This window comes from Streptomyces sp. NPDC002787, assembly GCF_053592095.1.
Window position 1 is genome coordinate 53,264 of record NZ_JBSFVC010000038.1, and the last position, 20,311, is coordinate 73,574.

A 20,311-nucleotide genomic window follows, 5' to 3' on the forward strand; every position below is an offset into this window, starting at 1 on the left:
GGCCTCGCACGCCGCGCGAGGGGGAGTGGGCATGACCGACGAGACCGCTGAGACAGACGCGATCGCCGAGACCACTGGGATCGCTGGGATGGCTGGGATGGCCGCGATCGCCGAGACCACTCGGATCGCTGGGAACGCCGCCATCACCGAGACCGTCGAGAACGGTCGGGCGGAAGTCGTCGGCACCGGCTTCTTCTCCTCCGTGGACGACGTTTCCGCCCGGCTCGCCGAAGCGGGTTACCTGGCCTCCACGGCCGTCGCCACCACCGTCTTCCTGGCCGACCGACTGGGCAAGCCCCTGCTGGTGGAGGGCCCGGCGGGCGTCGGCAAGACCGAGCTGGCCAAGGCCGTCGCCCGGGTCGGCGACGCCCGTCTGGTCCGGCTCCAGTGCTACGAGGGCATCGACGAGTCCCGCGCGCTGTACGAGTGGAACCACGCCAAGCAACTGCTGCGTATCACCGCCGGACGCGACGAGGCCTGGGACGAGACCCGCACCGACATCTTCAGCGACGAGTTCCTGCTCACCCGGCCCCTGCTGACCGCCATCCGGGGCGACGAGCCGACCGTGCTCCTCATCGACGAGACCGACAAGGCGGACGTCGAGGTCGAGGGGCTCCTGCTGGAGGTACTGAGCGACTTCCAGGTCACCGTCCCCGAACTGGGCACGATCACCGCCACCCGGCGCCCCTTCACCGTCCTCACCTCGAACGCCACCCGGGAGCTGTCCGAGGCGCTCCGCCGCCGCTGCCTCTTCCTCCATCTCGACTTCCCCGAGGCCGAGTTGGAACAGCGGATCGTACGGCTCCGGGTCCCCGGCCTGGACGCCACACTCGCCGACTCCCTGGTCCGTGTCGTCGGCGCGCTGCGCGAGATGGAACTGCGCAAGGCGCCCTCCGTGGCCGAGACCATCGACTGGGCCCGCACCCTTCTCGCCCTCGGCGCCGACACCCTCGACGAGACCGTCGTACGCGACAGCCTCGGCGTGATCCTCAAGCACCAGGACGACATCGAGAAGGCCGCGCGGAAGCTGACGCTGGTATGACCGCCGGGGCCCAGGACGCGAGCGCCGCTCCGGGCTCGCCGTTGGCCGGTCGACTGACCGCGTTCGTACGGGCGTTGCGCGGCCATGGGATACGGATCGGGCCCGGCGAGACCGTGGACGCGGCGGCCGTGCTGGAGGTGCTGGGTCTTGCCGACCGGGAGCGGATCCGGGAAGGGCTGGCGGCGGCGTTGCTGCGAGCCGATCGTCAGCGTGCCGTGTTCGACGCAACCTTCGAGCTGTACTTCCCGCTCGGCGTAGGGGAGTTGACCGGCGCGCGGGTCACGGCGGCTGGGGACCGGGACGAACTGCGCGACCGGCTCGCCGAGGCGCTCGCCGCGAACGACACGGCCGCGCTCACGCGACTCGCCGGGGAGGCCGTGGACCTGCTGGGCCGCTACGGCTCCCCGGGCTCGGACGGCTGGTCCGCCCACCAGACCCTTGACCGCCTCCGGCCGCAGACGTTGCTGGCGCGGATTCTGGCGGGGTCCGGCGGAGGTTCCGGGGCGGGGGGTGGTGCGGGTGCGGGGGCTGGTGGTGGGTTGCGTATGGGATTCGGTGGTGGTCTCGCATTCGGCCCAGGTACGGGAGCAGGCACAGGCGCAGCCTCGGGATCGGGATCGGGCTCGGGTTCCGGCTCCGGTTTCGGTTCGGGCGGGTTCACCGATCGGCTCGACGCCGACGAGATCCGGCGCCGTATCGAGGACTTCCGGAACCGGGTGCGTACGGAGGCGCGACGGCGCGTTGCCGAGCGTCGGGGGGCGGAGATGATCGCCGAGCGGGGCATCGCGCCCAGCGCCGACCAGGTCGACTTCCTCATCGCCGGCCGCGAGCAACTCGTCGAACTCCGCCGTACCGTCCAGCCGTTGGCCCGCAAGCTCGCGACGCGGCTCGCCGCCCGGCGGCGCAGGGCCGCGCGCGGACAGATCGACATCCGGCGCACGCTGCGCCGGTCGCTGTCCACCGGGGGTGTGCCGCTGCGCCCCGCCTACCGCCGGCACCGGCCCGCCCGCCCGGAGATCGTGCTGCTGTGCGATGTGTCCGGGTCGGTCGCGGGGTTCGCGAACTTCACGATGCTGCTGGTGCAGGCGATGCGGGACCAGTTCAGCAAGGTACGGGTCTATGCCTTCGTCAACCGCGTCGACGAGGTCACCCACCTCGTCACCACCGGGGACGCCGACCCCGCCGAACTCGGTCGCCGGATCGCCACCGAGGCCGCCGTCGCCGGGTGGCACGGCAGCAGCGACTACGGGGCCGCGCTCGGGGAGTTCGCCGAGCGCCACCTCGACGCGGTGGGCCCCCGTACGTCGGTGATCGTCCTCGGTGACGCCCGCACCAACGGGTTCGACCCCAACGCGGCGGCCCTGCGACGTGTCGTGGCCCGTGCCCGTCGCGTCCACTGGCTGAACCCCGAAGCGGCGGGGCAGTGGTCGACGGGGGACTCCGCCGCCCACGTGTACGCCGAGATCGTCGACATGCACGCCTGCCGGAACGCCCGGCGGCTGGGGGAGCTGGTGACGCGGTTGCTGCCGGTGTGATGCGCGCGGCGCGCCGGGGTCACTCCCGGCCGGTGTCGATGACGCAGAAGCGGTTGCCCTCCGTGTCGGCGAGTACGACGAAGTCGGCGTCCTCCGGGTAGAGGTCCCAGTCGACGCGGCGCGCTCCGAGGCCGAGCAGACGCTCGACTTCGGCCGCCTGGTCCTCCGCGTCGCCCGCGTAGAGGTCCAGATGGACCCTCGGGCGCTCCTGGACCGGGGTCTCGCTGAGGCCGAGCGAGATCTGGGCGCCCGCGCCCCGCGGATGCACCAGCACGACCCAGTCGTCCTCCGGCTCCTCGCGCGGGACGTACCCGAGGGCCCCCATCCAGAACGCTGCGGCCCGTCGTACGTCGGACGCGCCCATCACCACGGATCCGATGCTCAGCATGGTCCGATTCTCGCCCCTGCGGATCCACGGCGCTGCGGCGATGCTGGAAACAGACCTCGACCTCAGGAGGTGCGCCCCATGTTCCGCACCGTCACCGTGGGCATCGACGGTTCGCGCGAGAGCCTGGCCGCCGCCGAGTGGGCGGCCCGGGAGGCACGGCTTCGCGCACTGCCGCTGCGGCTGGTCAACGTCTGGGAGCCGGTGCCCGAGCCGATGGGGAGGAGGCCGATGCTGGGCACGGAGGCGGGACCGGACGAGCAGGACGGCGCGCGGGGCGGGCAGGAGGGTCTTCGGGGCGGGCGGGAACAGGAAGGGCCGGGGTGGGGGCGGGGTGCGTGGGGTGATACGGGCGTCGGGAAGGTGCTGAGGGAGACGGCCGACGGGATTCGGCTGCGGCATCCCGGCGTCGAGGTGCGTGTCGAGCAGTGGGCGGGCCGGGCGAGCGAGGAACTGGTGAAGGCGGCGCACGGTGGGGAGCTGCTGGTTCTGGGGTCGCGTGGGCTGAGCGGGATCGCCGGTTTTCTGCTCGGGTCTGTGGGATTGCATGTCGTGGCACACACGGAGCGGCCGGTCGTGCTCGTGCGGGCGGGGGAGGGGGCGGCGGATGAGCATGGTCGGGGCGGTCGGGGCGGTCGGGGCGGTCGGGGCGGTCGGGGCGGTCCGGTGGGTCCGGGTGGTGTTCTGTCCGACGCGGCGCCGTTCCGGCCTGTGGTGCTTGGGCTGGATACCGCGCAGCCGGACCACACGTTGATCCGGTTCGCGTTCGAGGCCGCCGCCCTGCGGGAGGCTGAGCTGCGGATTCTTCATGACTGGCGGCCGCCGGCGTACTCCGGGCTTCGGGAGAGGCCCGGTCTGGATGCCGATCTCGACGCGGATCTGGGGCGGGTGGAGGCGGGGACGCTGAGCGAGGTGTTGTTGCCCTGGCGGCGGGAGTTTCCGGGGGTTGAGGTGGTGGAGGAGTCTCGGCGGGGGAAGGCGGCCGAGCATCTGCTGGAGGCTTCTCGGGACGCGTCGTTGGTGGTGGTCGGGCGGCGTGTTCGGCGTTCGCCGGTGGGGGCGCACATCGGGCCCGTCGTGCATGCGGTGCTTCATCATGCGGGGGTGCCTGTGGCGGTCGTTGCGCATGGCTGAGGCGTGGTTTTCCCGCCCCCGCCGCCCCTACCCGTCCCATCCCAGGGGCTGTGCCCCTTCCACCCCCCCTGGCGCCATGTAGCTCGGGGGGATCGGTTCGGGGGCGGGTGCGGGCTGTTCGTGGTTGCTCGCGCAGTTCCCCGCGCCCCTTCAGGCGCGCGGATCAGCCCAGGCGGGGGATCTCGATCGCCGGGCAGCGGTCCATGACCATGTCCAGGCCGGCCTCGCGGGTGCGGTGGTACGCCTCCTCGTCGATCACGCCCAGCTGGAACCAGACGGCCTGGGCGCCGATGCGGGCGGCCTCGTCGGCGACGGGGCCCGCGAGGTCGCTGTTGACGAAGACATCGACGACGTCCACGGGGAAGGGGATGTCGGAGAGGGAGGCGTAGCCCTGCTCGCCATGGACCGTCTCGGCCTTGGGGTGCACCGGCACGACACGCTTGCCGTAGCGCTGGAGGACCTCCGCGACGCCGTACGCGGCGCGGTTGCGGTTGTTGGACAGGCCGACGACGGCCCAGGTGTCGCCGAGTTCCGAAAGGATCTTGCGGATCGTGGCGGGGTCGCCGTACATGTGCCGTCTCCTCTGTCCGTGAATCCGTTTACCCGTCTTCCGTGCTCCGTGCTCCGTGATCAGCGCTTGCGTGTGTCCGTGCACGGGCGCGCCCGGTGACGGGGGCTGTCTGCGGCAACAGCCCGGGGCGCGCGGCGATTCCCGGGTCCGGCACCCCGTTTCCCAGGGAGGGCGACGGGTCGGCTCTGTGCGAAATGTCGTCGTCCGCGCTGCGCTCGGCCGTCCCCGCGCCTACGCTCACCCCGTGCTGCGTATCACCGACGCCCGGACCGGCGAGCCCGCCGAGATCCGCAGAGCGCTCACCCGGGTCCACGCCCACGCGCCGGGGAACGACACCTCGGCCCTGCGCGTCCTGCTGGTCGCCGATGTCCTCGCCCGCGCCCTGGAGCTGGGCGGGAGCCCTGTCCTCCTCGTCGCCGACCCGCCCGCCGCGCTGCGCGTGCGGGCCGACGACCTCGGCATCCGGCCGACCGAGGCCACCGCGACGAGAGGAGGACACCAGGTGCTGCACGTGATCGGCTCAGGGGCCGAGACGGGTGACGCCGAGGGTGACGGCGTCCGCAGCGAGGCCGGGGCCGGTGTCGCCGGAATCAGGGTCGAAGTCGCTCCGGTGACCGGACCCCAGGAGGCGCCCGTGTCCGGGGCGGCCCTCCGGCTCGCCCTGCTCAGCCATCCCCGCCGGACGCCTGTGAGCCTCGACGCCACCGCTCTGACCGAGGCCGCCGACGCGCTCGACGGCTGGCGCAAGGCGGTGGCGGCCTGGGCGACGCGGCCCTCGAAACCGGTTCCCGAGCCCGTGCGTCAGGCCCTGCTCGCCGCGTGGGAGGACGACCTCGACGTGCTCGCGGTGCTCGGCGTCCTGCGGGACGTGGAGGGGGCGGAGGACGTGCCCGACGGCGCGCGGTTCGAGACGTACGCCTACGCGGACCGGCTCCTCGGCCTGGAGCTCACCCGTGAGATCGGGGCATCGGCATGAGTGCGCGTGCCGGAGCAGGCCCCCTGCGTAGACTGGTCGTCCTGCGGCACGCCAAGTCCGCCTGGCCGGTCGGTGTACCCGACCACGAACGGCCCCTCGGGCCACGCGGCCTCCGCGACGCCCCCGCCGTCGGGCGGGCCCTCATCGAGGCCGACTGCCTGCCGGACCTGGCCGTGTGCTCCACGGCCGTACGGGCCCGCCAGACCTGGGAGCTGGCCTCCGCGCAGTGGGGGACGCCGCCGTCCGTACGGTTCGACCGGCGGGTGTACGCGGCCGATGTGCCGGAGCTGCTCGACGTGGTGCGCGAGGTCCCCGACCATGTGGGGAAGCTGCTGCTCGTCGGCCACAACCCCGGCCTGGAGGAGCTCGTCCTGCACCTGGCCGGGGACGCCCTCGACGACGCGCTGGACGATGTACGGACCAAGTTCCCCACCTCGGCGATCGCCTTCCTCGCCTGGCGCGGAGACACCTGGGCCGCCCTCGCCCCCGGCACGGCACTGCTGACGGACATGATCGTGCCGAGGGGGAAGAAGGAGACCTGACCGGGCAGTGGAAGACCGGGCGGGCAGGCCTCGAAGCCGGCGGGCCCGCACCGACCACGCCCCCGGCACCACCCCGCGCGGACGCCCGACGGCCGGCGCATAGGGTGGTCGGATGCAGGACGAGTACCGCACCGTCGCCCGGGCCGGCGTGCACGAGACCGAGGTCAATCGCTCCCGGTTTCTGTGCGCGCTCGCCCCGGCGGCCACGGAGCAGGAGGCCCAGGACTTCGTCGCGGCCGTCCGCAAGGAGCACGCCGACGCCACGCACAACTGCTACGCCTACGTCATCGGCGCCGACGCGGCCGTCCAGAAGGCGAGCGACGACGGCGAACCCGGCGGCACCGCCGGCGTCCCCATGCTGCAGATGTTGCTGCGACGGGACATGCGGTACGTCGTCGCCGTCGTCACCCGGTACTACGGCGGGGTCAAGCTGGGCGCCGGCGGCCTCATCAGGGCGTACGGCGGTGCCGTGGGCGAGGCCCTGGACACGCTCGGCAGCATCACGCGCCGACGCTTCCGGCTGGCCACGGTGACCGTCGACCACCAGCGTGCCGGAAAGGTCCAGAACGACCTGCGGGCCACCGGGCGCGAGGTCCGTGACGTGCGCTACGGCGAAGCCGTCACCATCGAGATCGGACTGCCCGACGCCGACGTGGACGCCTTCCGCGCCTGGCTCGCCGACGCCACCGCCGGCACCGCGGGGTTCGAACTCGGGGGAGAGGCGTACGGGGACGCGTGAGCGGGGGCGCGGCGAGTTCACCGAGTTCGAGGGCACGCGCGCGTGGAGCGTGGAGCGTGAGGGGCACGCGCGCGTGGAGGGTGAGGGGCGTGCCGTGTGGGGAGTGCGGGGGCACGCGCGCGTGGAGTGTTGCGGTGGGCCGCGTACGCGGGTCGGTTCGCGGGTAGCCGCCCGTGATGTCCGACCCGCCTGTTAGGTTCGGGGATCATGAGGCTTCTGCACACCTCCGACTGGCATCTCGGTCGGGCGTTCCACCGGGTGAACATGCTCGGCGCGCAGGCCGAGTTCATCGGTCATCTCGTCACGACCGTGCGGGAGCGCGATGTGGACGCGGTGGTGGTGTCGGGGGACGTGTACGACCGGGCGGTGCCACCACTGGCCGCGGTCGGACTCTTCGACGACGCCCTGCACCGCCTTGCGGAGCTGGGCGTGCCCACGGTGATGATCTCCGGTAACCACGACTCGGCGCGGCGGCTGGGCGTCGGCGCGGGCCTCATCGGCCGGGCGGGCATCCATCTACGGACGGCGGCCTCGGCGGCCGGCAGGCCCGTCGTCCTGCCGCACGCCCACGGCGACGTCGCCTTCTACGGGCTGCCCTATCTCGAACCCGCCCTCGTGAAGGACGAGTTCGGAGTGGAGAAGGCGGGCCACGAGGCGGTGCTCGCCGCCGCCATGGAGCGGGTCCGTGCCGATCTGGCCACGCGCCCGGAGGGCACCCGTTCCGTCGTCCTGGCCCATGCCTTCGTCACCGGCGGCGCGCCCAGCGACAGCGAGCGGGACATCTCCGTCGGCGGCGTCTCCTCCGTACCGGCCGGGGTCTTCGACGGCGTCGACTACGTGGCGCTGGGCCATCTGCACGGCAGCCAGACCATCACCGAACGCGTCCGCTACTCCGGCTCCCCGCTGCCGTACTCCTTCTCGGAGACCGACCACCGCAAGAGCATGTGGCTGGTGGACCTCGGCGCCGACGGCTCGGTCGACGCCGAGCGGATCGACTGCCCCGTACCGCGCCCGCTCGCCCGGATCCGGGGCCGGCTGGACGACCTGCTCGCCGACCCGGAGTTGGCGCGGCACGAGGAGGCGTGGATCGAGGCCACCCTCACCGACCCGGTGCGCCCCGCCGAGCCCATGGCCCGCCTCTGCGAACGCTTCCCGCACACGCTCAGCCTCGTCTTCGACCCCGAGCGCGCCCCCGACGACCCGGACGTCTCCTACGCCCGGCGCCTCGCCGGGCGCGACGACCAGCAGATCGCCGCGGACTTCGTGGCCCACGTCCGCGGCACGGGCCCGGACGAGCACGAACAGACCGTGCTCAGGGACGCGTTCGACGCGGTCCGGGCCGACGAGACGGTCCGGGAGACCGTGTGATGAGCGATTCGCGCCGACGGGGTGACGGGGGAGGCCGGGTGGTGAGCGATAGGGGAGGCCGTGCGGCGAGCGGCTCGCGCCGACGGGACGAAGCGGGAGGCCGTGTGATCAACGAACTCTGCCGACCGGACAGGGGAGGGCGACCGATGACGACCCGCCGACCGGGTACGGCCGACCGGCCCGTCAGGCTGCCCCACCGGCCGGGTACCGCCGACCGGCCCCTCGGGCTGCCCCGCCGGGCCGACGCGGCAGGTGTTCGATGAGGCTCCACCGGCTCGACCTCACGGCCTTCGGCCCCTTCGGCGGTGCCCAGTCCGTCGACTTCGACGACCTCTCGGCGGCCGGACTCTTCCTGCTGCACGGCCCGACCGGCGCCGGCAAGACCTCCGTTCTGGACGCCGTCTGCTACGCGCTGTACGGCTCGGTGCCGGGTGCCCGGCAGAGCGGCCAGGGCATGACCCTGCGCAGCGACCACGCGGAACGCGCGACACGCACGGAGGTCCGTCTCGAACTCACCGTGGCCGGACGCCGGTTGGAGATCACCCGGCAGCCGCCCTGGGAGCGGCCCAAGAAACGTGGAGTGGGCACCACGCTCGACAAGGCGCAGAGCTGGCTGCGCGAGTACGACGCGGTCGCGGGCTCCTGGAAGGACCTCAGCCGCTCCCACCAGGAGATCGGTGAGGAGATCACCCAGCTCCTGGGGATGAGCCGGGAGCAGTTCTGCCAGGTCGTGCTGTTGCCGCAGGGCGACTTCGCGCGGTTCCTGCGCGCCGACGCCGAGGCCCGGGGCCGGCTGCTCGGCCGGCTCTTCGACACCCAGCGCTTCGCAGCCGTCGAGAAGCGGCTCGCCGACCGGCGCCGGGCGACCGAGGCCCAGGTGCGCGAGGGCGACGCCGAACTGCTCGCCGACGCCCACCGGATGCAGCAGGCGGCGGGCGACGTCCCGGATCTGCCCGAGCTGGCGCCGGGTGAGCCGGGTCTCGCCGAGGCCGTGCTGGGCTGGGCCGCCGTCGCCCGCAGCACCGCCCGCGAACGGCTGACCATCGCCCACTGCGCCCGCGCGGCGGCCGAGTCGGCGCGGGCCACCGCCGAACGCGTCCTGGACGACGTACGTGAAGCGGCGCGGCTGCAACGGCGGTTCGCGGAGGCGCGGGAGCGGGCGGCCCGGCTGGAGGAGCGGGCCGACGCCCACCGTGAGGACCGGGCGCGCATGGAGCGGGCCCGCAAGGCGGAGGCCGTGGCGCCCGCGCTGGAGCTGCGGGACGAGGCGGAGCGCGAGCACCGGCGCGCGAGCGCGGAGGAGGCCCGCGCGCGTGCCGGGCTGCCGCAGACGGACGCCGACGCCGGTGCCGCCGGGCTCGCGATCGCCGCCCGCAAGGCCGCCGAGGAGCTGGGCGGACTGGAGTCGGCCCGGCGAGCGGAACAGCGGCTGGCCGAACTGGTCGCCGAGCGTGCGGAGTTGGACGGGGAGGAGCGGGCCGACGAGGACGTCCTCCAGGACGCCGAGGGCTGGCTGGCCGAGTGGGAGACGAACCGGGCGGAACTGCGGGCCCGTATCGAGTCCGCGCAGGAGGCCGCCACCCGCGCCGAACAACTCGCCGTGCAGCGCGAACCCGCCGAGAAGCGGCTCGCGGCCGCCCGGCAGCGGGACCAGCTCGGCCGTGACACCGACGACGCCCAGGCGCGCGTGGTGCGGCTCGCCGAGCGCGCGGTCGAGGCGCGCGCCCACTGGCTGGACCTCAAGGAACAGCGGCTGCTGGGCATCGCGGCGGAGCTGGCCGCCGGGCTCGTCGACGGACAGCCGTGCGCCGTCTGCGGTGGCACCGAGCACCCTCAGCCCGCCCAGAAGATCGACGGACACGTGGACCGGGAGACGGAGGAGCGGGCACTCGCCGCGTTCCAGCGCGCAGACGAGGAGCGCGCCGAGGCCGAGCGGCGACTCGGCCTCGTGCAGCGGGCACTGGCCGCCGCGAGCGCCGAGGCCGGCGACACACCCACCGACCGGCTCGCCGCGCAGCTGGAGGAGTTGGAGGAGCGGTACGCCCGGGCCCGCCGGGGTGCCTCCGGACTGCATGCCGCGCAGGAGTCCCTGCGGCACGCCGAACGCGAACGCGACCGGCGTACGGCCGCCCAGCAGGAGGCGGCGGTCCGGGCCGCCTCCCGCAACACCCGGCGGGACGCCCTGGAGCGCGAACGGACGCTGCTGGAAGGCGAGTTGACCGAGGCGCGGGGTGACGCCGAGAGTGTGGCCGCGCGGGCCGCGCAGTTGGAGCGGCGGGCGGGGCTCCTCACCGAGGCCGCCGAGGCCGTGCGCACCGCCGACGACACCGCACAGCGGCTCAAGGACGCCGACGCGCGGCTCGCCGACGCCGCCTTCCGCGCCGGGTTCGACACCCCGCAGGCCGCGGCCGCCGCCCTCCTCGACGACGCTGCCCATCGCGATCTCCAACACCGCCTCGACGCCTGGCAGTCGGAGGAGGCGGCCGTACGGGCCGTGCTCGCCGAGGCCGACACGGCGGCCGCCGCCCAGCAGCCGCCCGCCGACCTCACGAGCGCCGAACAGCACGCGGCGGCAGCCGCCCGGCGGCTCCAGGACGCCGTCTCCGCCTGGGACGACGCCGAGCGACGCCGTGCCGAACTGGACCGCCTGTCCGCACGGGCCACCGCCTCCGTTCGCCGACTCGCCCCGCTGCGGGAGGAGTACGACCGCGTCGCCCGCATGGCCGGACTGGCCGCCGGTACCTCCGCCGACAACGAGCGCAGGATGCGCCTTGAGGCGTACGTCCTCGCCGCCCGCCTGGAACAGGTCGCCGCCGCCGCGACCGTACGGCTCCAGCGCATGTCGTCCGGCCGCTACACCCTCGTCCACTCCGACGACCGGACCGGCCGCGGCCGCAGCGGGCTCGGACTGCATGTGGTCGACGCCTGGACGGGCCGGGAGCGGGACACCGCCACGCTCTCCGGCGGCGAGACGTTCTTCGCCTCCCTCGCGCTCGCCCTCGGCCTCGCCGACGTCGTCACCGACGAGGCGGGCGGCGTACGCCTCGACACCCTCTTCATCGACGAGGGCTTCGGCAGCCTCGACGACCAGACCCTCGACGAGGTCCTCGACGTCCTCGACTCCCTCCGCGAACGCGACCGCAGCGTCGGCATCGTCAGCCATGTCGCGGACCTGCGGCGGCGCATCCACGCGCAGCTGGAGGTCGTGAAAGGGCGGACGGGGTCGGTGGTGCGGCAGCGCGGTCAGTGACCCAGGGGCCGCCGGGGGAGCGGTGAGGAGTACACGACGCTGGTGGTGACGGACCCCAGCGCACCGATCCTGCCCGACACCTCTTCCAGGTGGCGCATCGAACGGGCGGCGACCTTGATCACGAAGCAGTCGTCGCCCGTGACATGGTGCGCCTCCAGGATCTCGGGGGTGACGGAGACGAGGTCGTGGAACGGCTTGTAGTTGCCGGTCGGGTACCGCAGCCGCACGAACGCCAGGATCGGCAGCCCCAGCCGCTCCGGATCGACGACGGCCGCGTAGCCCTGGATGACACCCGCCTCCTCCAGTCGCCGCACCCGCTCGGTCACCGCGCTCGCGGACATCGACACCGCCCGCGCGAGCTCGGCGAAGCTGGCCCTGCCCTCGCGTTGGAGGACCTCCAGAATGCGCCAGTCGGTGGCATCGGGAACGTGCGGGGAATTCGCGGTCATGTCCGATGGATAGCAGGGGAATCCCCTGCTGATCAAGGCCTGAGCCGTGGAATGGCCCTTCAGGAAGGTGATCACCGACCGTAGATTCCTGGTCAGGGAAACAAGGAGTCGCATTCCGCGTTCCGCGAGGGAAGGCCAGCTCATGACCGTCACCACCACGTCCGCCGTCAACTCCGTCCTGCGCGTCGCCCCCGCCGCTCCGGCCGAGGCCGCCGCGTACTTCCGGGCGAGTCTCGTCTTCCACACCGATGTGTCCGATGTGGCCGCCGCCCTCGCCGCCGACGGCGACCCCGGCTTCGTCGTCCTCGACTCCCGCTCCACCGAGTCCTGGAACCAGGGCCACATCCCCGGCGCGATCCATCTGCCCACCGCGCTCATCCCCGAGCAGGCCGAGCAGCTGCTCGACAAGTCCGTGCCGGTCGTCACCTACTGCTGGAGCCCCGCCTGCAACGGCGCCACCCGCGCCGCCCTCGCCCTCGCCGAACTCGGCTTCCAGGTCAAGGAGATGCTCGGCGGCTTCGAGTACTGGGCGCGCGAGGGCCTCGCCCACGAGACCTGGGAGGGTGAGGCGCGGCGTGACGCCGACCCGCTGACCACCCCGGTGGATGCCGAGAGCTGCGGTTGCTGACAGTCTGTCAAGAAGCGGCCGAGGTCGACGAGTTCGGCCGCAGGCCCGCCGTGTAGCTTCTGGGCATGGCTCGATACACGGATGCGGTGGTTCCCGATGTGGTGCGGTGGGTGGAGTCGAGCGGCGGACCGCTCATAGCGATACCCGAAGCGGTCCTGCCGTTCTGGGCGGGCGCCGACGGCGACGAGACGTCGTCCGACTACGACCGCGCCTGTGACGTCGACGGGCACGTGGGCCTCCTGCCGGTGGGCGACACCCGTGCCCTGGTCCTCGGCCATGAACCCGCCCCCAGCGCGTACCTCCCCGAGCACGGCACGTTCGTACGCCGGTACGCGGCCGGCTCCGAGGCCGAACTCCTCGCGCATGTCCCGGCGGCGCTGGACGCGGCCGTGTGGGAGCCCGAGGTGCGGTGGCGGGTGCCCGGACCGGTCGTGCTGTTCGACGCGGCGTGGCCCGGGGACGCCGCGCGGCGGAACGACCATGTGCGGGTGGAGCTGGAGCCCGGGCACTACGGGGTGCGCGCCGCGTATGTCTCGACGGGGCCGGAGACCCGGCTCGGTCTCGTGCGGGTGAGACCTCTGACGCACTGAACCGGCGCGGCGGCCGGGCCCGCCCCTTGGTGGCGGTGGGCCCGGCCGGCCCGGCTCACAGCTGGGACAGCTCGTCCACCAGGTCGTCCAGGCCCAGGGACCCCTGGGACAGCGCGGCCATGTGCCAGGCCTTGGCGTCGAAGGCGTCGCCGTGGCGCTGCCTGGCCTTCTCCCGGCCGAGGAGCCAGGCACGCTCGCCGAGCTTGTAGCCGATGGCCTGGCCCGGCATCGTCAGATAGCGCGTCAGCTCGCTCTCGACGAAGTCCGCCGGGCGGCTGCTGTGGGCGCCGAAGAACTCCTGGGCCAGATCCACGGTCCAGCGCTCGCCCGGGTGGAAGGGGGAGTCCGCCGGGATCTCCAGCTCCAGGTGCATGCCGATGTCGACGATGACCCGGGCCGCGCGCATCATCTGCGCGTCCAGATAGCCGAGCCGCTCCTCCGCGTCCTTGAGGAAGCCCAGCTCGTCCATGAGCCGCTCCGCGTACAGGGCCCAGCCCTCGGCGTTGGCGCTCACCCCGCCGATCGTGGCCTGGTAGCGGGAGAGTTCGTCCTTGACGTACACCCACTGCGCGAGCTGGAGGTGGTGGCCGGGGACGCCCTCGTGGTACCAGGTGGAGACCAGGTCGTACACCGGGAAGCGGGTCTGCCCCATCGTCGGCAGCCAGGTGCGGCCCGGGCGGGAGAAGTCCTCGGTCGGGGCCGAGTAGTACGGGGCCGCCGCGCCGCCGGGCGGGGCGATGCACGACTCGACCTTGCGCACCGGCTCGGCGAGGTCGAAGTGGGTGCCGTCCAGCGCCTCGATCGCCTCGTCCATCAGGGACTGCAGCCACTCGCGGACCTCGTCGACGCCCTCGATGTGCCGGCCGTTTTCGTCCAGGTGTGCGAGCGCCACCCACGGTGTCTCGGCGCCGGGCAGGATCTTCGCGGCCTCCTGCCTCATCTCGCCGAGCAGCCGGTGGAACTCGGCCCAGCCGTACGCGTACGCCTCGTCGAGGTCCAGATCCGACCCCGTGAAGTAGCGGACCAGCCTGCCGTAGCGCTCCCGGCCGACCGTGTCCGGTGCGCCCTCGACCGCCGGGGCGTACACGTCCCGCATCCAGTCGCGCAGCTCCACCACGGCCCGGGTCGCCCCACGGGCGGCCTCGTCCAGCTCGGCGCGCAACGCCTCGGGGCCCGCCGAGGCGAAGTCCTCGAACCAGCCGCGCCCCGAACCGTCCGTGTCCGCCCACTCGGTGAGCTGGCCGATGAAGGTGGCGGTCGGGCGGGGGCCCGCGTACAGCTTCCGCTCCAGGCCGAGCGCCAGGGACTCGCGGTAACCGGCGTACGCCGTCGGCACCGCGCGCAGCCGCTCCGCGATCGCCGCCCAGTCCTCCTCGGTCTCGGCCGGGGTGATGGTGAAGACCTCGCGCACCTCGTGCGGCGGAGTGACCATGTTGCCGACCGCGCGCAGGCCCTCGTCCGCCTCATGCACGGCCAGCTCCGCCGTCAGCCGCTCGCGCAGCAGGCGCGCGCACCGGCGCTCGGCGTCACTGTCCGCGCCCGGCTGCCGCTCCGCCTCGTCGAGCCGCGCGAGCGTCGCCCGGATCAGCTCCGCACGGGCCTCCTGACCCGCCGGCGAGGTGTCCGGCAACCTGCTGGAACTCTCCTTCACACCCAGATACGTACCGGTCACGGGATCGAGGTCGATGAGGTCGTCGACGTACGCGTCGGCGACCTCGCGGGGCAGCGGGCTCTTGGTGTCAGACATGCCGACAATCTTGGTACGGCGGTGGTGGCGCCGTCAGCTGCTTAACGGCCCCTTGAGCCTTACGTCGGCCGGATTCCGCTCAGGGCGTGACCCGGGTTCCGGCGGTGTCCGGGGGCAGCAGCGGGCCGCAGTCCCACTGCTGGAAGATCAACCTGGTCTCCACCCGCGCCACCTCGCGCCGCGACGTGAACTCGTCGAGGACCAGCCGCTGCAGATCCGCCATGTCCGCGACCGCGACATGCACCAGATAGTCGTCCGGCCCGGTGAGGTGGTAGACGGTCCGCGACTCCGGCAGCGCCCGGATCCGCTCCACGAACGGCCCCACCAGCTCGCGCCGATGCGGCCTGACCTGCACCGACAACAACGCCTCCAGGCCACGCCCGAGCTTGGCCGGATCGAGCCGCAGCTGATGCCCGAGGATCACCCCCGCGCGCCTCAGCCGCGTCACCCGGTCCAGACAGGTCGACGGCGCGACCCCGACCTGAGCGGCGAGATCCCGGTACGTCGTCCGGGCGTCGTTCTGCAACAGCCGCAGCAGCTGGAGGTCCACCGGATCGAGTACGACGGAATCGGGCATTGCCCGAACGTAACACGGCACTCGGCTTCCCCAGCCCGGCCGATGTTCATTCTGACGTCCATGAACTCAGCGAGCACGCACGCGTACGACCACGCACGCACCACGCCGAGAGCACTGGCCACCGAGGCCGTGCACGCCGGCCGCGACGACCTCGCGCGCCAGGGCCTGCACGCCCCGCCGATCGACCTGTCGACCACCTACCCGTCGTACGACAGCCGGGACGAGGCCGCCCGCATCGACGCCTTCGCCACCGACGGCGCCCAGCCGGAAGGTCCGCCGATCTACGGGCGGCTCGGCAACCCGACCGTCGCCCGTTTCGAGACCGCCCTCGCCCGCCTCGAAGGCACCGAGAGCGCGGTAGCCTTCGCCAGTGGCATGGCCGCGCTGAGCGCGGTGCTCCTCGTCCGCGCCTCGATGGGCCTGCGCCACGTCGTCGCCGTACGCCCCCTGTACGGCTGCAGCGACCATCTCCTCACCGCCGGGCTGCTCGGCACCGAGGTCACCTGGGTCGACCCGGCCGGCGTCGCGGACGCGCTGCGCCCCGACACCGGTCTGGTGCTGGTCGAGTCCCCGGCCAACCCGACCCTCGCCGAACTCGATCTGCGGGCCCTCGCCCACGCCTGCGGCTCGGTGCCGCTCCTGGCGGACAACACCTTCGCCACGCCCGTCCTGCAGCGCCCCGTCGAACAGGGCGCCCGGCTCGTCCTGCACAGCGCCACCAAGTACCTCGGCGGTCACGGCGACGTGATGGCCGGGGTCGTGGCCTGCGACGAGGAGTTCGCGGGGCGGCTGCGCCAGGTCCGCTTCGCCACCGGCGGCGTCCTCCACCCGCTCGCCGGCTACCTCCTGCTGCGCGGCCTGTCGACCCTCCCCGTACGCGTCCGCGCGGCCTCTGCGACCGCCGCCGAACTCGTCCGCCGCCTCGCCGCCGACCCGCGCGTCACCCGCGTCCACTATCCGCGCATCGGCGGCGCCATGATCGCCTTCGAGGTCCACGGCGACCCCCACGAGGTCATCGCCGCCGTCCGCCTCATCACCCCCGCCGTCAGCCTCGGCAGCGTCGACACCCTCATCCAGCACCCCGCCTCCATCAGCCACCGCATCGTGGAGGAGACGGACCGCAGGGGCGCCGGCGTGAGCGAGCGGCTCTTGAGGATGTCGGTGGGCCTGGAGGACGTCGAGGACCTCTGGGCGGACTTGGACGGCGCGTTGGGGAAGGCCGCCGACGGGACGCGGGATGCGGGCGTCACCAGCGACAGGCCCGCACTGTCGACGAGGCCGGTCTGAGCCCGCGTCCCGTCAGGGGTGCGGGGAACTGCGTGACCAGCCCCCACGCACCCGCACCCGACAGCGCCGCGCCCCGTACCGCACCGCGCCCCGTACCGCACGCCGTGCTACTCGGTCATCCCGACAGGCCGTTCACGCAACCGCGAAGCCCGCGCGGCGACCCCCGCCTCCTCCAGCCGCGCGGTGATCACCAGCGTCCCCTCCTCGATCTGGTAGTCGAGCGGCAGCTCAAGCCCCCGCATCGCCGCGACCATCCCCGTGTTGGACGACTGCGTCACCACGTACACGTTCGCGCAGCCCGCCTCGGCCGCCATCCCCACCAGCCTGCGCAGCAGCTCACTGCCGATCCCGCGCCGCTGCCACTCGTCCTCGACGATCAGCGCGATCTCCGTCTCGTCACCGTCCCAGAGGAGGTGGCCCATCCCGACGAGGCGCCCCGACGCCGTCTGCGCGGCGAGCGTCCGCCCGAAGCGCGGGCTCAGCAGGTGCCTGAGGTAGCGGTCCGCGTCGCCGACAGGCCCGTGGTACCGCATGCTCAGCGTGCGCGCGGAGCACCGGTCGTGCATCGCCTTCGCCGCCCGCAGATCCCCGGCGTCGGCGCGCCGCACCATGATGTCGTTGCCCTCCGGCAGCGTCAGCACGTCCTGGCCGCGCGGGATCCGAGGGCCCAGCCGCGCGTCCAGCTCCACCAGGGCACGAGCCCGCGCGAACTCCGTCGGCGTGAACGGCAGATACGGCCGCTCCACCGTGATCACCCCACCCTCCGGCGCCCGCAGCCGCATCACCGTGTCCTCCAGCGCCCCCTCGACCGGGGCGCTCTCCTGGGCCCGGCCGGAACCGGGAGCGGTGGCCGGCAGCGAACGGATGGTGCAGCGGCCCAGCAACTGCCGCAGTGCCAGCGGGAGTTCCGCCGCGTCCAGCGCCGTACGCGTGGCCAGGCCGAGGATCCGGGTAGGCGCGTCCACCAGGTCGTGGGCGTCACCGCGCTCGATCCAGGTCTCGGTGCCGCCCGCGTCCGACACGGCCCCGCAGATCTCGGCGGCAGGCAGCTCCTCGGGCGCCCGGAGCAGGAACTCGTCCACCGTGCCCTCGGCCAGCGGATGCGTCTGCAGGCTCAGAATGTCGACCCCGCGCTCCGCCAGCGCCGTGCACAACATGGCCAGCGAGCCCGGCTCGTCCCGCACCGTCGTCCGCATCCGCCACAGCAGGGTCGCCCCGGTGGCCACCACGGCGTCCGCCTCGGACGGCCCGGCCTGCTGCCCTTCGGCGAGCTGCGGCCGGGCGCCGGTATCGCTCGTCGGCGGCGCGTGACCGTGGTGACGTTGCCACCAGCCACGGAACCCGGCGGCGGACAGGAGCCAGTGGTGTGCCGGGCGGTGACCGTTCCGCGCCCGCGTGGTGTCAGACATGTCTGAAGTCATGTGGCCACTGTGAACGAACGGTGTTGCGTGATCACGAACGCTTTGTGACTGGCCGGTAAAAGCATCGTTCCGCACCTTTTGTTGCTTTTTGTAGGAGTGGTGCCGTCGTAATCGGTGCGGTAGTTGACCGAAGACGTCGGACAGCCGCCTCTCCCGTCCCGCCGCCCGCACGAGGCGGCGGGACGGTGAGGTGTCCTACGTCGGGCCGGTCACTGTCCGACGAGACCCGGCTGGAGCACCTTCGTGTACAGCACGGTCCCGTCCTGCTCCCGCAGCCGTACCGTCAGCTCCCCGCTGTGGCCGTCGATGTCGACCTCGCCGAAGAACTGGTAGCCGCCCGCCGGTGAGACGTTCGCCGTGGTCGGGGCCTTCATGAACACCCGCTCGGGGCCGAAGGTGTTGTCCAGCGCGTTCGCCGGGAAGGCACCGGCGTTGAGCGGGCCGGAGACGAACTCCCAGAACGGCTCGAAGTCGGTGAAGGCGGCCCGCGAGGGCTGGTAGTGCTGCGCCGAGGTGTAGTGCACGTCGGCCGTCAGCCACACCGTGCCGGTGATCTTCCGGTGCTTGACGAACCGCAGCAGCTCCGCGATCTGCAGCTCCCGTCCGAGCGGCGCACCGGGGTTGCCCTGCGCCACGGCCTCGATGTTCGGCTTGCCGTCACCGGTGTCCGGCACGACCAGGCCGAGCGGCATGTCGGAGGCGATCACCTTCCACACCGCCCGCGACCGCGACAGCTCCCGCTTGAGCCACTCCAACTGCTCGGCGCCCAGGATGCCCACGGGGTCGGTGGTCTGCGTGCCGGGGGAGTTGGCGTTGCGGTACGTCCGCATGTCGAGGACGAACACGTCCAGCAGGGGGCCGTGGCGCAGCACGCGGTGCACCCGGCCCTCGCGGGCGCCGGGCCGCAGCGTGGAGATCGGGAAGTACTCGCTGAAGGCCTGCCGCGCCCGTGCCGCCAGCACGTCCACGCTCTTCTCGGTGTACCGGGTGTCGGTGAGGATCTCGCCCGGGTACCAGTTGTTGGTGACCTCGTGGTCGTCCCACTGCACGATCGAGGGGACCTGGGCGTTGAACCGCTTCAGGTTCTCGTCCAGCAGGTTGTAGCGGAAGTTGCCCCGGAACTCGGCGAGCGTCTCCGCGACCTTGGACTTCTCCTCGGTGGTGATGTTCCGCCAGGTGCTGCCGTCGGGGAGCGCCGCCGTCGCGGCGATGGGGCCGTCGGCGTAGATCGTGTCGCCGCTGAACAGGAAGAAGTCCGGGTCCAGCGCGCCCATCGCGTCGAAGATGCGGTAGCCGCCGTGGTCGGGGTTGATGCCCCAGCCCTGCCCGGCCAGGTCGCCCGACCACACGAACCGCGCCCCGGAACGCCGCTTCAGCGACGTCGTACGGAACGTTCCGGTGACCGGCTCGCCGGTGCGGCGCGGGTCGTCCGGGTCGGCCAGCAGCACGCGGTAGTGGATCTGCTCGCCGGCCGGGAGGCCGCGCAGCCGCGTCGTACCGGTGAAGTCCGTGCCGGCGCCGAGCAGTGGGCCGTGCCATCTGCGGGGGTTGCGGAACGACTCGGTGGCGGACGTCTCGACGATCATCCGCGCCGGCCGGTCCGACCGGACCCACACCAGCCCGGAATGCGCCGTCACGTCGCCGGTCTGCACACCCCAGCCGGCTTTCGGGCGCCCCGACAGAGCGAGCGCCGGCGCCGAGCCGAGCGCGACGGAACCGGGCAGCGCCAGCGCGGCCGACGCGGCGAGCGAGCCCCGCAGCACGCTGCGGCGGCCCGGCAGGGAACTCGACGGACGGTGTGACATGAATGCGCCTCCAGCGACGGATTCGGCCAATGTGCACAGCCACAACTACGCGTACGCCGCAGCGCACACGGAAACGACAAGTGAACAACTGCGCGGGGTGTGAGGGAAGCCGACGCCCGGGGAGAGCCCGGAAGGTTCGGTCCGTCGGCGGGTGCGGGTGGATGGGGGCTTCTCGCGCAGTTCCCCGCGCCCCTAAAGACACGGCCCCTACGGGCCGAAAAGCACGGGGCGCAGCCCCTGCTTTTCAGGGGCGCGGGGAACTGCG

At 73.0% G+C, this 20,311-nt stretch carries 18 protein-coding genes; 11 read left to right on the forward strand and 7 right to left on the reverse strand.

Annotation, left to right across the window (positions count from 1 at the left end; translation table 11 throughout):
- Window positions 1-31: 31 nt before the first annotated feature.
- Both ACWD26_RS37685 and ACWD26_RS37690 read left to right on the forward strand, forming a co-directional pair.
- Window positions 32-1,042, forward strand: a complete 1,011-nt coding sequence (locus ACWD26_RS37685; protein ID WP_451277149.1) for an AAA family ATPase — start codon at window positions 32-34, stop codon at window positions 1,040-1,042.
- Window positions 1,039-2,577: a VWA domain-containing protein gene (locus ACWD26_RS37690; RefSeq protein ID WP_451277151.1), complete on the forward strand. Its 1,539-nt coding sequence runs from the start codon at window positions 1,039-1,041 to the stop codon at window positions 2,575-2,577. The genes ACWD26_RS37685 and ACWD26_RS37690 overlap by 4 nt, the downstream gene beginning before the upstream one ends.
- Before the next feature lie 19 nt (window positions 2,578-2,596).
- Here ACWD26_RS37690 and ACWD26_RS37695 read toward each other — a convergent pair whose 3' ends face one another.
- On the reverse strand, window positions 2,597-2,965 hold the full coding sequence (locus ACWD26_RS37695; RefSeq protein WP_451277153.1) for a VOC family protein: 369 nt from the start codon (window positions 2,963-2,965) through the stop codon (window positions 2,597-2,599).
- A gap of 78 nt (window positions 2,966-3,043) precedes the next feature.
- On the opposite strand from ACWD26_RS37695, the gene ACWD26_RS37700 reads away from it, so the two are divergent.
- Window positions 3,044-4,096 (forward strand): universal stress protein, encoded by a 1,053-nt coding sequence (locus tag ACWD26_RS37700; RefSeq protein ID WP_451277155.1) that lies wholly within the window; start codon window positions 3,044-3,046, stop codon window positions 4,094-4,096.
- A gap of 163 nt (window positions 4,097-4,259) precedes the next feature.
- Here the strand turns inward: ACWD26_RS37700 and ACWD26_RS37705 are convergent, their stop codons facing one another.
- The gene (locus tag ACWD26_RS37705; protein ID WP_451277157.1) at window positions 4,260-4,667 is read right to left on the reverse strand and encodes a CoA-binding protein; all 408 of its coding nucleotides are present in this window, start codon (window positions 4,665-4,667) and stop codon (window positions 4,260-4,262) included.
- Between the two features lie 244 nt (window positions 4,668-4,911).
- Between ACWD26_RS37705 and ACWD26_RS37710 the strand changes: the two genes are divergently transcribed.
- The 5 genes from ACWD26_RS37710 (at window position 4,912) to ACWD26_RS37730 (ending at window position 11,542) form a co-directional block, all read left to right on the forward strand.
- Complete coding sequence (locus ACWD26_RS37710) at window positions 4,912-5,643, forward strand: hypothetical protein (protein ID WP_451277158.1); 732 nt, start codon at window positions 4,912-4,914, stop codon at window positions 5,641-5,643.
- Window positions 5,640-6,185: a SixA phosphatase family protein gene (locus ACWD26_RS37715; protein ID WP_451277160.1), complete on the forward strand. Its 546-nt coding sequence runs from the start codon at window positions 5,640-5,642 to the stop codon at window positions 6,183-6,185. Before ACWD26_RS37710 ends, ACWD26_RS37715 begins: the two co-directional genes overlap by 4 nt.
- Before the next feature lie 112 nt (window positions 6,186-6,297).
- Entirely contained in the window at window positions 6,298-6,924 is a 627-nt protein-coding gene (locus ACWD26_RS37720; protein ID WP_451277162.1) for a YigZ family protein, read from the forward strand.
- Window positions 6,925-7,131: 207 nt separating this feature from the next.
- Entirely contained in the window at window positions 7,132-8,292 is a 1,161-nt protein-coding gene (locus ACWD26_RS37725) for an exonuclease SbcCD subunit D (RefSeq protein ID WP_451277164.1), read from the forward strand.
- Window positions 8,293-8,551: 259 nt separating this feature from the next.
- The gene (locus tag ACWD26_RS37730) at window positions 8,552-11,542 is read left to right on the forward strand and encodes an AAA family ATPase (RefSeq protein ID WP_451277166.1); all 2,991 of its coding nucleotides are present in this window, start codon (window positions 8,552-8,554) and stop codon (window positions 11,540-11,542) included.
- Here ACWD26_RS37730 and ACWD26_RS37735 read toward each other — a convergent pair.
- On the reverse strand, window positions 11,536-11,991 hold the full coding sequence (locus ACWD26_RS37735) for an Lrp/AsnC family transcriptional regulator (protein WP_451277168.1): 456 nt from the start codon (window positions 11,989-11,991) through the stop codon (window positions 11,536-11,538). The two genes, ACWD26_RS37730 and ACWD26_RS37735, sit on opposite strands and share 7 nt — an antisense overlap.
- A gap of 142 nt (window positions 11,992-12,133) precedes the next feature.
- On the opposite strand from ACWD26_RS37735, the gene ACWD26_RS37740 reads away from it, so the two are divergent.
- Window positions 12,134-12,619 (forward strand): rhodanese-like domain-containing protein, encoded by a 486-nt coding sequence (locus ACWD26_RS37740; RefSeq protein WP_451277170.1) that lies wholly within the window; start codon window positions 12,134-12,136, stop codon window positions 12,617-12,619.
- 65 nt (window positions 12,620-12,684) lie between these two features.
- Window positions 12,685-13,209 (forward strand): immunity 21 family protein, encoded by a 525-nt coding sequence (locus tag ACWD26_RS37745; protein WP_451277172.1) that lies wholly within the window; start codon window positions 12,685-12,687, stop codon window positions 13,207-13,209.
- Between the two features lie 55 nt (window positions 13,210-13,264).
- Here the strand turns inward: ACWD26_RS37745 and ACWD26_RS37750 are convergent, their stop codons facing one another.
- Window positions 13,265-14,956, reverse strand: coding sequence for a DUF885 domain-containing protein (locus ACWD26_RS37750; RefSeq protein WP_451277174.1), 1,692 nt, complete (start codon window positions 14,954-14,956; stop codon window positions 13,265-13,267).
- Window positions 14,957-15,035: 79 nt separating this feature from the next.
- Window positions 15,036-15,533, reverse strand: coding sequence for an Lrp/AsnC family transcriptional regulator (locus tag ACWD26_RS37755; protein WP_451277176.1), 498 nt, complete (start codon window positions 15,531-15,533; stop codon window positions 15,036-15,038).
- 60 nt (window positions 15,534-15,593) lie between these two features.
- Here ACWD26_RS37755 and ACWD26_RS37760 point away from each other — a divergent pair, with 60 nt between their 5' ends.
- A complete protein-coding gene (locus ACWD26_RS37760; protein ID WP_451277177.1) occupies window positions 15,594-16,820 on the forward strand; it encodes a trans-sulfuration enzyme family protein in 1,227 nt (408 codons plus the stop codon).
- Between the two features lie 107 nt (window positions 16,821-16,927).
- On the opposite strand, the gene ACWD26_RS37765 is transcribed toward ACWD26_RS37760, so the two are convergent.
- Window positions 16,928-18,229 carry a GNAT family N-acetyltransferase gene (locus tag ACWD26_RS37765; protein ID WP_451277179.1) on the reverse strand — a complete coding sequence of 434 codons (1,302 nt, stop codon included), beginning with the start codon at window positions 18,227-18,229 and terminating at the stop codon, window positions 16,928-16,930.
- 221 nt (window positions 18,230-18,450) lie between these two features.
- On the reverse strand, window positions 18,451-20,046 hold the full coding sequence (locus ACWD26_RS37770; protein WP_451277181.1) for an alkaline phosphatase D family protein: 1,596 nt from the start codon (window positions 20,044-20,046) through the stop codon (window positions 18,451-18,453).
- Between the last annotated feature and the right edge of the window lie 265 nt (window positions 20,047-20,311).

Excerpts from the sequence above, each read along its gene's own strand:
- ACWD26_RS37685 (WP_451277149.1), top strand. The coding sequence starts at position 32 with ATGACCGACGAGACCGCTGAGACAGACGCGATCGCCGAGACCACTGGG.
- ACWD26_RS37745 (WP_451277172.1), top strand. The coding sequence starts at position 12,685 with ATGGCTCGATACACGGATGCGGTGGTTCCCGATGTGGTGCGGTGGGTG.
- ACWD26_RS37695 (WP_451277153.1), bottom strand. The coding sequence starts at position 2,965 with ATGCTGAGCATCGGATCCGTGGTGATGGGCGCGTCCGACGTACGACGG.
- ACWD26_RS37765 (WP_451277179.1), bottom strand. The coding sequence starts at position 18,229 with ATGTCTGACACCACGCGGGCGCGGAACGGTCACCGCCCGGCACACCAC.
- ACWD26_RS37730 (WP_451277166.1), top strand. The coding sequence starts at position 8,552 with ATGAGGCTCCACCGGCTCGACCTCACGGCCTTCGGCCCCTTCGGCGGT.
- ACWD26_RS37690 (WP_451277151.1), top strand. The coding sequence starts at position 1,039 with ATGACCGCCGGGGCCCAGGACGCGAGCGCCGCTCCGGGCTCGCCGTTG.
- ACWD26_RS37725 (WP_451277164.1), top strand. The coding sequence starts at position 7,132 with ATGAGGCTTCTGCACACCTCCGACTGGCATCTCGGTCGGGCGTTCCAC.
- ACWD26_RS37735 (WP_451277168.1), bottom strand. The coding sequence starts at position 11,991 with ATGACCGCGAATTCCCCGCACGTTCCCGATGCCACCGACTGGCGCATT.
- ACWD26_RS37760 (WP_451277177.1), top strand. The coding sequence starts at position 15,594 with ATGAACTCAGCGAGCACGCACGCGTACGACCACGCACGCACCACGCCG.
- ACWD26_RS37750 (WP_451277174.1), bottom strand. The coding sequence starts at position 14,956 with ATGTCTGACACCAAGAGCCCGCTGCCCCGCGAGGTCGCCGACGCGTAC.
- ACWD26_RS37705 (WP_451277157.1), bottom strand. The coding sequence starts at position 4,667 with ATGTACGGCGACCCCGCCACGATCCGCAAGATCCTTTCGGAACTCGGC.
- ACWD26_RS37715 (WP_451277160.1), top strand. The coding sequence starts at position 5,640 with ATGAGTGCGCGTGCCGGAGCAGGCCCCCTGCGTAGACTGGTCGTCCTG.
- ACWD26_RS37700 (WP_451277155.1), top strand. The coding sequence starts at position 3,044 with ATGTTCCGCACCGTCACCGTGGGCATCGACGGTTCGCGCGAGAGCCTG.
- ACWD26_RS37720 (WP_451277162.1), top strand. The coding sequence starts at position 6,298 with ATGCAGGACGAGTACCGCACCGTCGCCCGGGCCGGCGTGCACGAGACC.
- ACWD26_RS37740 (WP_451277170.1), top strand. The coding sequence starts at position 12,134 with ATGACCGTCACCACCACGTCCGCCGTCAACTCCGTCCTGCGCGTCGCC.
- ACWD26_RS37770 (WP_451277181.1), bottom strand. The coding sequence starts at position 20,046 with ATGTCACACCGTCCGTCGAGTTCCCTGCCGGGCCGCCGCAGCGTGCTG.
- ACWD26_RS37755 (WP_451277176.1), bottom strand. The coding sequence starts at position 15,533 with ATGCCCGATTCCGTCGTACTCGATCCGGTGGACCTCCAGCTGCTGCGG.